14 protein-coding genes are annotated in these 12,756 nt (G+C 71.9%); 4 read left to right on the top strand and 10 right to left on the bottom strand.

What is annotated here, in order from left to right:
- Positions 1-214: 214 nt before the first annotated feature.
- Complete coding sequence (locus tag ACFO0B_RS25015; protein WP_067650927.1) at positions 215-418, bottom strand: cold-shock protein; 204 nt, start codon at positions 416-418, stop codon at positions 215-217.
- A gap of 308 nt (positions 419-726) precedes the next feature.
- Between ACFO0B_RS25015 and ACFO0B_RS25020 the strand changes: the two genes are divergently transcribed.
- Together ACFO0B_RS25020 and ACFO0B_RS25025 are read left to right on the top strand one after the other, a co-directional pair.
- Positions 727-1,614: an AurF N-oxygenase family protein gene (locus ACFO0B_RS25020; RefSeq protein WP_378615013.1), complete on the top strand. Its 888-nt coding sequence runs from the start codon at positions 727-729 to the stop codon at positions 1,612-1,614.
- 10 nt (positions 1,615-1,624) lie between these two features.
- Positions 1,625-3,016: an FAD-dependent oxidoreductase gene (locus tag ACFO0B_RS25025; protein ID WP_378615014.1), complete on the top strand. Its 1,392-nt coding sequence runs from the start codon at positions 1,625-1,627 to the stop codon at positions 3,014-3,016.
- Here ACFO0B_RS25025 and ACFO0B_RS25030 read toward each other — a convergent pair whose 3' ends face one another.
- The 6 genes from ACFO0B_RS25030 to ACFO0B_RS25055 form a co-directional block, all read right to left on the bottom strand.
- Positions 3,017-3,157 carry a hypothetical protein gene (locus tag ACFO0B_RS25030; protein ID WP_378615015.1) on the bottom strand — a complete coding sequence of 47 codons (141 nt, stop codon included), beginning with the start codon at positions 3,155-3,157 and terminating at the stop codon, positions 3,017-3,019.
- 23 nt (positions 3,158-3,180) lie between these two features.
- Positions 3,181-4,017 carry a glycosyltransferase family 2 protein gene (locus ACFO0B_RS25035; protein WP_378615016.1) on the bottom strand — a complete coding sequence of 279 codons (837 nt, stop codon included), beginning with the start codon at positions 4,015-4,017 and terminating at the stop codon, positions 3,181-3,183.
- Complete coding sequence (locus ACFO0B_RS25040; protein ID WP_378615017.1) at positions 4,014-5,000, bottom strand: hypothetical protein; 987 nt, start codon at positions 4,998-5,000, stop codon at positions 4,014-4,016. The genes ACFO0B_RS25035 and ACFO0B_RS25040 overlap by 4 nt, the downstream gene beginning before the upstream one ends.
- Positions 4,997-6,088, bottom strand: coding sequence for a glycosyltransferase (locus tag ACFO0B_RS25045; RefSeq protein ID WP_378615018.1), 1,092 nt, complete (start codon positions 6,086-6,088; stop codon positions 4,997-4,999). The genes ACFO0B_RS25040 and ACFO0B_RS25045 overlap by 4 nt, the downstream gene beginning before the upstream one ends.
- The gene (locus ACFO0B_RS25050) at positions 6,085-7,119 is read right to left on the bottom strand and encodes a glycosyltransferase (protein WP_378615308.1); all 1,035 of its coding nucleotides are present in this window, start codon (positions 7,117-7,119) and stop codon (positions 6,085-6,087) included. Before ACFO0B_RS25050 ends, ACFO0B_RS25045 begins: the two co-directional genes overlap by 4 nt.
- A gap of 231 nt (positions 7,120-7,350) precedes the next feature.
- Complete coding sequence (locus ACFO0B_RS25055; RefSeq protein WP_378615019.1) at positions 7,351-8,004, bottom strand: TetR/AcrR family transcriptional regulator; 654 nt, start codon at positions 8,002-8,004, stop codon at positions 7,351-7,353.
- An 89-nt stretch (positions 8,005-8,093) separates the two neighbouring features.
- Between ACFO0B_RS25055 and ACFO0B_RS25060 the strand changes: the two genes are divergently transcribed.
- Together ACFO0B_RS25060 and ACFO0B_RS25065 are read left to right on the top strand one after the other, a co-directional pair.
- A complete protein-coding gene (locus tag ACFO0B_RS25060; protein WP_378615020.1) occupies positions 8,094-9,026 on the top strand; it encodes a metal-dependent hydrolase in 933 nt (310 codons plus the stop codon).
- On the top strand, positions 9,023-10,171 hold the full coding sequence (locus ACFO0B_RS25065) for a hypothetical protein (protein ID WP_378615021.1): 1,149 nt from the start codon (positions 9,023-9,025) through the stop codon (positions 10,169-10,171). The genes ACFO0B_RS25060 and ACFO0B_RS25065 overlap by 4 nt, the downstream gene beginning before the upstream one ends.
- Positions 10,172-10,210: 39 nt before the next feature.
- On the opposite strand, the gene ACFO0B_RS25070 is transcribed toward ACFO0B_RS25065, so the two are convergent.
- From ACFO0B_RS25070 to ACFO0B_RS25080, 3 genes are all read right to left on the bottom strand, one after another.
- On the bottom strand, positions 10,211-10,471 hold the full coding sequence (locus ACFO0B_RS25070; RefSeq protein ID WP_378615022.1) for a hypothetical protein: 261 nt from the start codon (positions 10,469-10,471) through the stop codon (positions 10,211-10,213).
- A gap of 82 nt (positions 10,472-10,553) precedes the next feature.
- Complete coding sequence (locus ACFO0B_RS25075) at positions 10,554-11,846, bottom strand: acyltransferase family protein (RefSeq protein WP_378615023.1); 1,293 nt, start codon at positions 11,844-11,846, stop codon at positions 10,554-10,556.
- Positions 11,843-12,754, bottom strand: coding sequence for an SGNH/GDSL hydrolase family protein (locus ACFO0B_RS25080; RefSeq protein WP_378615024.1), 912 nt, complete (start codon positions 12,752-12,754; stop codon positions 11,843-11,845). The genes ACFO0B_RS25075 and ACFO0B_RS25080 overlap by 4 nt, the downstream gene beginning before the upstream one ends.
- Positions 12,755-12,756 lie beyond the last annotated feature (2 nt).

The following is a 12,756-nucleotide window of genomic DNA, read 5'->3' on the forward strand; positions in this document are numbered from 1 at the left end:
CGCCGAAGTCGCGCAGGCGCCCGGCGTCACTGTCGACGACCGGACGTGCAGCGCGGCGAAGGCCGCAACGACGCGATGTCTCGCCGAGACCGAATCGGACCGTGGCACGAGGGCTGGATCAGCCGGCGCCATTCGCGCGGTGTCCGGCCGGGCGAACTTCCCCCGGAAAGCACGAAACCCGCGCCAAGGCGCGGGTTTCGGGTTCTAGCTGGTCTCAGATGGCGCGGACGCTCTGAGCCTGCGGGCCCTTCTGGCCCTGCTCGATCTCGAACTCGACACGCTGCCCCTCGTCCAGGGACTTGAACCCGGAGCCGGAAATCGCGGAGTAGTGGACGAACACGTCAGGGCCGCCACCGTCTTGCGCGATGAAACCGAAGCCCTTTTCGCCGTTGAACCACTTCACACTGCCTTGCGTCATTTACTTTGTGTTGCTTTCTGTTGAGAGCCGGGAAATCGCTGCGACAACCCTGTGCTCGATGAACAGCCTGCCATATCTACTCCCCTCGCGCACCCTCGGATGGCGAAACGTGATGATCGCAACGGGATCGCAACCGACCGGTCCACGAGTGAGCCGGGGCCGACGGCGGCCGGAGGTCTGTTCGAGGGCGGAAACCCGACCGGTCGTGCACCGGGGGACACAGCGCTGCGCCGACAGCCGTCCCCGGCGGTCCGCGCTCCGAATGTTGTGGGACCTCGGATCGATCCCGCCCGACCGAAGGAGTGACGATGACGTCTGCGGACAGCGATGCCCTGTTCGAAGATCTGCTGTCCTCGGCAGCGCGGCTGTCCTTCGACGCCCGCGACCCGGCGATCTTCGCCGGTGCCGAGCACGACGACCGCTCACACGGCATGTCGCCGCGCTGGTCGCCGCTGTACGACACGGCGGCCTGGCGGGCGCTCCCGCCGGCGCAGCAGGTGCTGCTGACCAGGGCGGAGGTGGCCCAGTTCCTCGGGATCGCGATCTGGCTGGAGCTGCTGCTGCAGTCGGCACTGCTGCGCAGGCACGTCGACGCCGACCCGGCGCGCCCGGATACCCGCTTCCTGCTCCACGAGTGCGCCGACGAGAACATGCACTCGCTGATGTTCGTGAACGCGGTGGCCGGGATCGGGGCGCGCTTCCACCGCAGGGACTTCTCCTTCACCGTCTTCGGCTGGCTGTTCCGCTACGTCGCCTGGCGCGAGGCGGTCTACGGGCTGGTGCTGGCGGGCGAGGAGATCTTCGACGTCATGCAGCGGGACTGGATGGCCGATCCCGAGGTGGCCGCGGCGGTGCGCCAGACCTCCTACATCCACGTGGTGGAGGAGTCGAGGCACATGCAGTTCGCGCGGCGCAATATCCGTGACCAGCTGGCCGGGCGCTCGCGGCTGCGCCGCCGGGTCTGCGCGCTGATCATCGCGATCGGCACCCACGTGATCGGCAAGAGCCTGATCAACCGGCGGGTCTACGAGGACCTCGGGCTGGACTGGCGGTCGGTCCGGCGCGCCATCGACGGCAACGAGCACCATCGGATGATGTTCCGCCGCGCGGCCGAGCCGCTGATGGATTTCCTGAGCCGCGAGGAACTGCTCGACCGCGGCTCCCGCTGGATCTACCGGAAGTCGAACCTGCTGTGAGGGACAAGGCGTGACCCATGTGATCCTCGGCCACTGCTGCAAGGACGCCTCGTGCGTCAAGGTGTGCCCGCAGAACTGTATCCACCCCGCGCCGGGCGAGCCCGGCTTCGGGACGGCCGCGACCCTGCACATCGACCCGCGCACCTGCATCGACTGCACGGCCTGCGTGGAGGCCTGCCCGGCCTCGGCGATCAAGTCCGAGTTCGACCTGACCAGCACCGAGCTGCCGTTCGCGCGGATCAACGAGGAGTTCTTCCGGGGCAGGGCGCGCGCGCCGCGGGTGCCGGCCCCGCGCGACACCGGGCACCGGGCGCTCGCCGTGCCGCTGCGCATCGCCGTGGTCGGGGCGGGTCCCGCCGCGCTCTACACCGTGCGGGAGATCCTGCAGCGCTCCGGCTCGGCGCGGATCACGGTGTTCGAGAAGCACGAGGAGATCGGCGGGCTGCTGCGCCGCGGCGTCTCGCACGCCGACACCCGGGTGCGCGACATGATCGCGCTGTTCGGCAAGCCCTTCGGCGACGACCGGGTGACCGTGCTGCTCGGCACCGAGATCGGCGTCGACATCGCCGTGGACGAGCTGCGCCGGGAGTTCGACGCCGTCGTGCTCGCTTGCGGCGCGACCCGCCCGCGCACGCTCGGCCACGAGAACCACCGCCGCATTCCCGGCTTCCACCACGCCATCGACATCATCGCCGCCGACAACGCCGGGCTGCCCGCCCCCGCCGGGGCCGGTGACCTCGGGCCGGTCTGCCTGGTGGTGGGGGGCGGCAATGTCGCGATGGACCTGGTCCGGCACATCGTCACCCGCGACGAGGTGAACCCGGGCGGCCGCCCGGTCGAGCAGATCCTGGTGCTCTCCCGCACCGACCGGGTCGCCTTCACGCCGTCGGTCTTCCTCGAGCTGGCGCAGCTGCAGAACGTCGATCTCGTCCGCGACGGCGCCGGGCTGGCGCCGCGTGCGGCCCCGAACCCGGTGGTCCGCGACATCGGCGGGCTGCCCGCGATCGACCTCGCCGAGCCGCCCGTACGCGGCCGCACCCGGGTGGTCTTCTCCTTCGGCAGCGAGGCCACCGGGCTGGAGATCGCCGACGGGCGCAGCCTGCGGGTCTCGACCAGCGCCGGGCGCACCTTCGGCGCGAACTCGGTCGTCAGCGCGGCCGGTTTCCAGGTGACCCCGATCCGCGGGGTTCCGCTCAGCGAGCGGGGGACGGTCGCGCACCGGGAGGGGCGGGTCGTCGAACCCGTGAGCGGTGCGGTGGTCGACCGGCTCTACGTCACCGGCTGGGCCAAGCGCGGTCCGGTCGGCGGGGTGGGGGACAACCGGGTGTGCGCGGCGGAGACCGTGGCGGCGCTGGCCGACGATCTGGCGGGGGTGCGCTCGGGCGAGCTCGTCCGGGTGTGATCAGTCCTCGGCGGGGAATTCGTCGGCGGCCTCGTCCGGGTGCTTCGGGTCGCTCGGCACGTCGGGTTCGGTCGGCTCGGCGGGCTCGGCGGTCTTGCGGTCCATGTCCGCGCTGCCGAAGGCGGCCTGCTGCTGATCCATCGCATCCTCCTGAACGGGTGTGCTCACGGGGTACCCGCGAGTTCCCGGTGCACGCGGGTCCAGGTGTCGCGGGCGGGGTCGTACTCGGCCAGCCCGGCGTCGGCGAAGGCGCGCAGCCAGCCGGTCATGGGCCAGCGGCCCCAGCGGCGGTGGAAGCGGGTGGCGTTGGCGAGGATGTCGGCGAGGTGCTCGACCGGCGGGTCGGAGACCGGGTGGTGCTGGTGGTAGGCGTCCGCGCCGCCTGCCCAGTGCAGCGGTACCCCGGCCGCGGCGGCCGCGGCGCCGAAGTCGGTGTCCTCCCCGCCGTAGCCGCGGTAGCCGGGGTGGAAGCCGCCGATGGTGCGCCAGGTGCCGGCGGTGAGGGCGAAGGACAGGGACCAGAAGAGGTCGTGGTCGCCGTCGCGCAGGACCGCGCCGGGGCCGGGGTCGGGGCGGACCGGGTGCGGGGCGCGCTCGGCGGCGAGCCGCTCGAGGTCGTAGCCGCCGGGCGGTGCTGCGGGCAGGTAGGTGACCGGGCCGCACCACAGCGCCCGCTCGCCGGAGGCGGCCAGTTCGCGGTAGCGGGCGACCAGCTCCGGGCCGGGGACGCAGTCGACATCCAGGAAGATCAGGACCTCCGCGCCCGCCGCCAGCGCGGCCTCGGCACCGAGATTGCGGGCGGTGGCCAGGGGGAGCGGAGCGGTGCAGTCGAATTCGACCACGTGTGCCGGGTGGTCGGCGAGTGCGGTCGTGACGGCGGGATCACCGAGCGCCACCACGACGTGGACATCGGGGCGCAGGGTGCCGAGTTCGATGCCGCGCAGTTGATTGCGCAGGTGCGGCAGCCGTCCACCGCACAGGGTGATGACCGCGGTCCTCACGATGCCCGCCGTTCGCGCCGGCCGGCGAGCTCCTCGATCGCGGCCGCGGCCCTGGCGGCGGCGCCGGTCGTGCGCCACCCGGCCCAGCGGCCGGGATCGAGGTTCGCGGCGCGATCGAGCAGCCCGGGCCACTCGCCGGGTGCGGGCCACCGATCGGCCACGACCGCAAGTCCGGCGGCGTCGATGGCCGCGGCGGTGGCGTGCTGCTCGCCGAAGGGGCGCGCGGCGGGAATCAGCACCGCCCGCGCTCCGGCCGCCGCGATATCGGCCACCGCGCCCTGCCCGCAGTGCGCGACCACGACCCCGGCCCCGCACAGCAGCGGCCACGGATCGTCCACCCAGGAGCCGGGGCCGAGGTGGCGCCAGCGCCGATTCCCGTGCCGCACGGCCAGATCCGACACCGTCTCGGCGGCGAAGTCCGCGCCGCCCGCTCCGGCCAGCACCAGGACATCGGGCGCCTGCGGCTCCGGTACTCGCGGGCGTCCGGCGAAACGGCTGATGCCGCCGACGAAGCGGACGTCGTGGGAGCGCAGGTAGGGCGGGTCGTTCAGGTCCCGCGGCCAGGCCGCGATGATCCGGTCGGCGATGCGGTGCACCAGCCGGTGCGGGTCGTCGACCCGCTCGCCCGGCAGCACCATGGTCGCCACCGGGACCCCGTGCAGCCGCGCCAGCAGCGCGACCTCCACCGAGACGTCCACGACCATCGCCGACGGCCGCGCCGCCGCGATCCACGCCGCGACGGCCGCCATCCGGTCGGCGAGCCCCCGGTCGCCCCGCGGCACCCAGTGCAGCGCGCCGCCCGCGTCGGTGCCGACCGGGTCGGCGGCGCTGTCGTCGCGGGGCAGGAGCACAGTGTCGGCGAATCCGGTTCCCGGGTCGGGCAGTGAGGTCAGCACGGTCACCGGCTCGCCGAGTTCGGCGGCGATGGCGCGCGCCCGATGCAGGTGCCCGGAGCCGTGGTGGTGCACGTAGTAGCCGATCATGCCGCGACCACGTCGTGCCTGCCGATCAACTGCCGGTAGCTGCGGAGGTAGGCCTCGACCATCCCGGACTGGGCGCAGTGTGTCTCGGCACGCTGCCTGGCGCCTGCCCGCGGCAGTGCGGCGGCTCGGTGCACGGCGGCCGCCATGGCCCCGGTGTCACCGGGCGCGACCAGCACCCCGGAGCCGGGATCGAGGATCTCCGGAACGCCGCCGCGCGCGAAGGCGACCACGGGCGTCCCGCAGGCCAGCGCCTCGGCCACCACCAGCCCGTACGGCTCGTCCCAGCAGGGGGTGACCAGCGCGGCCGCGCTCGAGCCGACCAGCTCGGCCAGCTCCGCCTGGTGCAGGTGCCCGTGGTAGACGACCTCCGGCCCCAGCCGCGGCGCGACCGCCCGCGCGAAGTAGCCGCCGTCGCTGACCGGCCCGGCCAGGTGCAGTCTGCGCCCGGCCATCGCGGCCGCCTCGATCGCCAGGTGCGTCCCCTTCTCCGGGGTGATCCGCCCGGTCCACACCAGATCGGCGCCGCCGGGCCCGACCGGCCAGCGCCCGCCGTCGACCCCGTTGCCGATCACCGCGATCTCCCCGAGCAGGGGCCGCCACGACCGCGCGGTGTGCGCGCTGACCGCGGTGAACGTCGACCCGCCCGCCCCGGCGACCCCGACCGCGGACTCCAGCCACGGCGTCGGCGGGGTGTGCAGGGTGGTCAGCATCGGGACCGTCACGCCGGAGGCCATCGCCACCGGCAGGTAGTGCAGGCTGTGGTTGTGCACCACGTCGAAATCCGCCGCGCCCGTGCGCTGCAGCCGGAGCATGAGGCTCAGGTAGGCGTGGTGGTCGACCAGGAACTCCGTCGGCGCGGACGAGGGATCGGCGGCGGCGAGCGGGCTCGGGGTGAAGGCCGGCTCGGTGACCGTCGCCGCCTCCAGGGCGGGGTCGCTGCCCGCGGCGGCGAACAGGGTCACCGCGTGGCCGCGGGTGCGCAGCGCGCGGGCCAGGTGCCACACGTGCGCCTCCAGCCCGCCCGCGAAGGGCTGGGCGATCGGGTGCCTGCTGGAGGCGATGAGCGCGACCCGCAGCCCCGCGCTCACGACAGCGCCTGCTCGTAGAGGCGGCGGTGCGCGGTGGCCAGCGCGCGGCGCTCGCTGTGCCTGCGCGGCCAGGTGGCGCGCGGCAGCGGCCGGGCGTTCGCCTCGAGCACCGCGCGCCGCAGCGAGGCCGCGTCCAGCCCGCGCTCGCCGAAGCCGTACGTGTAGCAGGGACGTTGGTCGCGGTAGTGGCCGCAGTCCGGGGCGATCACCGCGGTGCCGAGGTCGTAGCAGGCCTCCAGCCACCCCGAGTGCGTGCCGAAGCGGTAGGGCAGCACCGACGCCGACAGCGACGACAGGTACCGCCACAGCTGGGCGTCGGAGAAGTACTCGTGCACCTCCACCTGCACCTGCGGGCGGCGCTGGAAGTCGAGGATCGCCGCACCCGTGCGCGGGTTGTACCAGTGGTTGTCCGGGTCGAACATCTCGTCGTGCAGGTTGATCCGCAGCACCGCCTCGGGGATCTCGGTGATCACCCCGGCCAGCGTCTCCAGCACCGGCAGCGGGTCCATGTTCGCGCGCAGGCTCTTCACGTGCACCCCGACGCTGAACTGCGGCGCGGGCGGGCGCTCGGCGCGCACCAGCTCGGCCTCGACCACGTGCGGGTGCGGCAGCACGTGCGCGCGCCGCCCCCAGCGCCGCTCGATCTCGCGCCCGGCGCCCGGCGTCAGGGTGATGAGCACGTCGGCGGCCTCGATCAGCACGTCGAGCTGGGCGTGGTGCTCGCCGGGGTCGACGTGGTGCGGGTTGCGCAGGTCGTGCACGGTGTAGACCAGCGGCTTGCCGTGCGCGCGCAGCCGGTGCGCGATCGCGCGCAGCACCGCGGGCTCGACGGCGTCGAAGCCGAAATGGATGTGCATCAGGTCGAATTCGGTGTGGTGCTCGTCGATCCAGACCGGGTCGAGCATGAGCGGCGGCCACCAGCCGCCCGGCACCGTCCGCCCGTCCGCCGGCGGCGGGTCGGGCAGGCGGAGCACGCCGTCGGGTTCGTCGGGGTCGCCCAGGTGCCGCACGTACACGTGCGACGCCGGCACCGATGCCACCCGGATCGTCGCGGGGACACCGGGCCGCCGCGGCGGCGCCAGCACGGCCTCGGTCACCGCTGCCCGCCAGGAATTCGCACCATGCCGATTCGCCCTTTCGCCGTGATCACTGGAGACGGCAGCCGCCTACCCGCGGTGCGGACCGGCAAACTCTCCCCGGCGTCCCGGCGAACTGGAGCAAGTGATCCGGAGTGGGCTGGTCAGAGCGGTGAGCGAGCTCGATCACGTGGTCCGGAGTCGCCGTCGGCTCCGGCCGGCCGATCCCGGAACGATCGCGGACTGCGCGGCGATGGCGGATCCCAGCCAGCGCCGCAGGTAGCCGCGCAACTGCTCGGTATCGCGCGGCGGATTTCCCGGCGAGACGAAGAACGACTGCATGGTCCGCAGCGCGTACTCCACGAGTTCGTGCAGCGCCTCCTCGTCGTACCCGTGCCGCTCCCAGTCCACGTCGAACCGCCGGATCATGGTCATGCCGAAGGTCCGCGCCTGCTCGGAGGTGAGGCTGTCGGGGTCGCGCCCGGAGTAGGAGCTCGAGAGCAGCAGCCCGAGGTGCGGGGTGCGGCGCACCTCGACGAGGGTGAACAGCACGCCTTCGGTCATCGCCTCGGCCGGGTCGTCGAGCCCGGCGACGTGCGCGGTCAGCCGGTCGAGGAAGCCGTCGACGGAGGCGATCGCGGCGGCGGTCATCAGCGTCTCGGCGGTGGGGAAGTAGCGGTACACGGTCTGCCGGATCACGCCGAGCGCCTCGGCCACCTGGGCGATGCTGATCGCCGCTCCGGTCGCGCCGATCAGCTCGACGGCGGCGGCGACGATCCGGCTCTGCGCTTCCTCGTCGTCGACCGGCGGACTGCCGCCCCATCCGCGTCTGCGCGCCACCGGTCGGACACTACCAGCGGCAAAGCAATCATACAGTCGTGTGCTTTTGTGTATGGTGACGCAAACAGCCCTGACCCGTGAGGCGAGGTATGACCCAGTTACAGCCGCGAAAGATGGACTTCGGCTTCGAATCCGCCGACGTCCCCTTCTGCTGGAATCCGCAGAACCCGGCCTGGTCGAGCATGTCCAATGCCGTCTCGTTCCTGGCGGTCGGCTTCGAGAAGATGATCGTGAAGCTGATCATGCAGCTCAAGCCGGTGCTCACCGACCCGGAGGTCGCGGCCGAGGCGGTGGCGTTCATGCGGCAGGAGGGGCACCACTCGACCGCGCACCGCCAGCACGTCAAGGCGCTGATCAAGCAGTACCCGGGGCTGCAGAACACCCTCGACGCGGTGATCGGCGAGTTCGACCTGCTCACCGAGGCGACCTCCACCGACTACCGGCTCGCCTACACCGCCGACCTCGAGGCCACCTTCACCCCGGTCTTCAAGCTCATGCTCGACCACGAGGCGACGCTGTTCCGCCCCGGCGACGACCGCGTCGCCTCGCTGTTCCTCTGGCACTTCGTCGAGGAGGTCGAGCACCGCAGCTCCGCGCTGATCCTGTTCAATGCCCTGGTCGGGAACGGGCTATACCGGATGCGGATGGCGCCGTCGATCTTCGCGCACGTCATGAAGGTGATCCGGATCGCCTGCGCGGGATTCAACCAGCACGTCCCGCCGGCGCGGCGGAAGGTGGACTCGCTGTCGATGTTCGCCACCCACCGGGTCAAGCAGCGGGTGCTCGGCTCGGTCGCGCCCTACCTGAGCAAGGGGCCCATGCCGCGCGCCTTCGACGGGCTCCCGCGCAAGGCGCAGCTCACCGCGCTGGCGGGGGTGTTCCGCAGCCAGATGCCCGGCCACGACCCGGGTGCTGAGAAACTGCCCGTGCTGGCGGGGGAGTGGTTCGCCCGCTACGACGCCGGCTACGACTGCACCCGCTGGTACACCGCGGACACCGAGCAGCTGGCGGTGAACGGATGAGCTCCCCCTGTGCCCCCACCTTCGCCGAACTCGCCACGCGACTCGGCTTCTCGTGCGCCGAGGCGGGCGGGCTCGTCGAGTTCCGCAACCCGGCCGCGCTGGAGAACTGGACGCTGCCGGTGCTCGAGCTGACCATCGTGCTCGGCTCGGTCCTCGCCCTGGTCTACGCGATCCTGCGGCTGCGCAGACACGGTGACCCGACCAACCTCGTGCTCTGGTTCGGCGCGACGGCCTACCTGTTCGTGATCGAGCCGCCGCTGTACTTCCCGGCGGCGTTCGGCATCGAAGAACACGTCGACACCATGTTCGCGCACAACGTGTTCACCGTCGACTTCCTGTGGGGGCGGCTGCCGCTCTACATCGTCGCGATCTATCCGCTGATGGCGACGCTGGCCTTCGAGATCGTCCGGATGCTCGGGGTGTTCCGCCGGTACGGGGTGCTGCTCGGCGCGGTCTGCGTCGGCTTCGTGCACCACGCCTTCTACGAGATCTTCGACCACATCGGCCCGCAGCTGCGCTGGTGGGAGTGGTCGCTGGACAACCCGATCAACCAGCCGTTCTTCGCCGCGGTCCCGCTGCCGAGCGTCGTCGTCTTCGCCGCGCTCTGGCCCATGTCGCTGGCGCTGTGCGTGCAGTACTTCGTCGGGCGCCAGGTGGACGCCGGGACGACGTTCACCGGGTTGCAGCTGGTGTGGCGGACGGTGGTGATCGGGTTGCTCGCCTCGATCGGCACGTTCGTGCTTCCGTTGCCCGCCACGGTGATCGGCATCGGCAGCGACACCGTGCGCGGTGTCGTGTACGCGGCGGAGCTGGCGGTGCTGTCGGTGGTGGCGGTGGTGCTGCTGTGGAAGCGGTGGTCGGCGCTGCGCGCAGGCACCTCCGACGTGCGCGGTGATCGCAATCGCTTCGTGCAGGGGTACGCGATCGTCTACCTGGCCCTCATGGCCGTGCTGTGGGGTACCGCGCTGCCGGACTACGTCGGGGCGGTGGACGGGGTGACCGGCAACGGTGATCCCATCGGGAGTCTCTGGTACACCGTCGCGTGCTTCGTGATCGCGATCGCCGGTGTGCTCGCCACCTTCACGATTCCGCAGGTGTCGGCGGTCGGAGCGGCGAAGCGGGCCGAGGAGCCCGCCGCGGCATGAAGCCCGGTGGTGCGGCCGGCCGGCCGCACCACCATTGGTTCAGACGGCGTTGCTCCAGCCCTCCGGGTCGGCGTCGTCGCCCTCGTAGCGGTCGCCGCGCAGCTCCACCGAGCTGTCCGGTTCGATGCAGGCGGTGACGTCGGCCGGGTCGAGTACGGCGACGTGCAGTTCCAGTTCCACGTCGGTCTCCCTGGCCAGGGTGAAGCCGACCAGCTCGCCGACCACCTCGGATTCGTCCCGGCGCAGCCGGACCGCGGCGCCCAGGTCGGTGTACTGCAGATGCGCTGCTTTCTTGATCATGCTGCCCATCCGTGGGGGATACCCGGTATCCGGGCGGTCAATACGACACCCGATCTCGCTGGAAGGTTCGGCCGGGTAGCGGTCAGGTACGCCGCGTCGATGCTTCTTTCTCGAGTTCGACGCCGCTGTGTGCCGAAATACGCGCTGATGTATCGGGTTCCGATTCCGTGCGCTGATCAGGGGGAGGCGAGGAACGTCCCGCGAACCGGTTCATGATCGGCAGGTCGACCCAGTGGTAGAGGGCAGCCGCGGCCGCCGTCGACAGCACGAGCACCAGCACGCTGAACCCCGCCCACCCGAGGAACCCGAACTGCCTCCCCCCGATCAGGAATCGGGTGACCAGCACCATGACCGGGAACTGGATCAGATAGAACGCGTAGGAGATATTGCCGAGCCACACCATGCGCGGGTGCGAGTTGAGCCCTCGGATCCCGCGCAGGTCCCGGACCGCGAGCGTCGCCACCACCGCCGCGGTGGGCGCGATCAGCAGCGCCGACATCTTGAAGTCGACCGGGACCACCCAGGTCGCGGCGTAGGCGAGCACCAGCGCCAGCATCGGCGGCGCGAGCCGGGTGTTGCGCCAGCGCCCCTCGATCACCATCCGGGCGGCCAGCACGCCGAGGTAGAACTCCGGGAGCCGGGCGGGCGGGAAGGTGTAGCCGAGCCAGTACGACGGCGACACCGGGATATCGGGCTGGGCGAACCAGGCGGGCGAAGCGTGCAGCTCGTAGAAGGGCGAGGTGTCGCCGGGCACCAGCCGGGGCGCGAACGCGTTGGCGATCCCCTTCGGACCTGGCACCCACAGGTAGAAGGCGGCGTGCAGGGCGAGCACTCCGAGCACCAGGATCGTGGCCGCGAGCAGCAACCGCCGGGTCGGGATGCGCAGCACCAGCGGCACCAGCAACGGGAAGCTCAGGTAGAACAGCATCTCGGCGGCCAGTGACCAGGCGGGCACGTTCAGCCCGCCGACCGTGCTCCACTTCGGCACCCAGGCGTGCACGAGCAGCAGGTTCGGCAGCCACACCACCAGCCGCTGCAGCGGAACCGCCGCGACCAGCACGAACGCCGCCGCCGCCACCAGGTGCGTCGGGTAGATCTTCAGCACCCGGCGCCGGTAGAACAGCCGCACCGACATGCCGGGCCGGAACGCCCAGTAGATGATGAAGCCGGACAGCACGAAGAAGAACGTGACCCCCGCGGCCCCCAGCTGCATCGGCATCCACTGGTGCAGCTGCCGGAACAGTTCGGACTTCTGGAACGGGTACACCGGCAGGAACACCAGCGCATGCAGCGTGAACACCGCGAACGCCGCCCACCAGCGCGCCCCGGTCAGCGATGGCAGCGCGGGCCGCCGCTCGGTGACCTCGGTGGTCACCGCAGATACCTCTCGTGCAGGGCGGTCGCGACGACGCCGTCCCCGCGCGCCGACGGATGCATCGGCAGCCCGGCGATGTCGGTGCGCCAGTCGAAGAACCCGTTGATCCACGGCTCGGCCGAGCACAGCCCGTGCCCGGCGGTCAGCGCGCGGGTATCGAAGAACTCCAGCCCGAGCAGCTGGGCGGCCTCGCGCTGGGCGCGGTCCATCCGGTCGAAGTAGTCGACCACGGCCTTGGCGCGCGGCTGGATGAACGGCGCGATGCCGAGGATGCTGACGCAGGCCGTCTCCGTGCCCGCTGCCAGCACCTCCGGGTACCCCATGAGCACGACCCGGGCGGCGGGGGCGTAGTAGCGGATGTAGGTGACCGCGGCGTGGATCCGCTCGGCGTAGACGGGGCCGGTGACGCCGCGCAGGTCCGGGTAGCGGCCCTGCTCCACCGCGTCCAGGTCGCAGCCGCGGACGAGGTCGAACACGCACTGCTGCAGCCCGTACCAGAGGGTCTGCGTGCTCTCGCCCCAGCGGTCGTCGAGGCCGAGTTGCAGGGTCACCAGCTTCGTCGCGGGGCCGAGCGCGCCTTCGCGATCGGCCTGCAGCACCTCGTGGGCCAGGGTGAATCCGGGCCCGCTGTCGATGGTCGCGCCCGAGCAGGACGGGTTCGCCACCTGACCGTGCCCGTCCGGGCCGAGCAGCGCGCCGAGCTGGGCGGGCCACGCGGTCGCGCCGCGCACGCAGACGTCGCCGAGGGTGAGCGGATCCCACCCGTTGGCGGTGTAGGAATCGCCGAGGACGATGACCTGCTTGCCCTGCGGCGCCGGCTCCGGCTCCGCCCGCGCGGCGGCCGTTCCCATCGCCGACGCGGCGGCCAGCGCGGCCGCCGCGCACAGGGCGCTGACGACGGATCTCATCG

The sequence above is a fragment of the Nocardia jiangsuensis genome, assembly GCF_042650385.1.
Taxonomy (GTDB): Bacteria; Actinomycetota; Actinomycetes; order Mycobacteriales; family Mycobacteriaceae; genus Nocardia; species Nocardia jiangsuensis.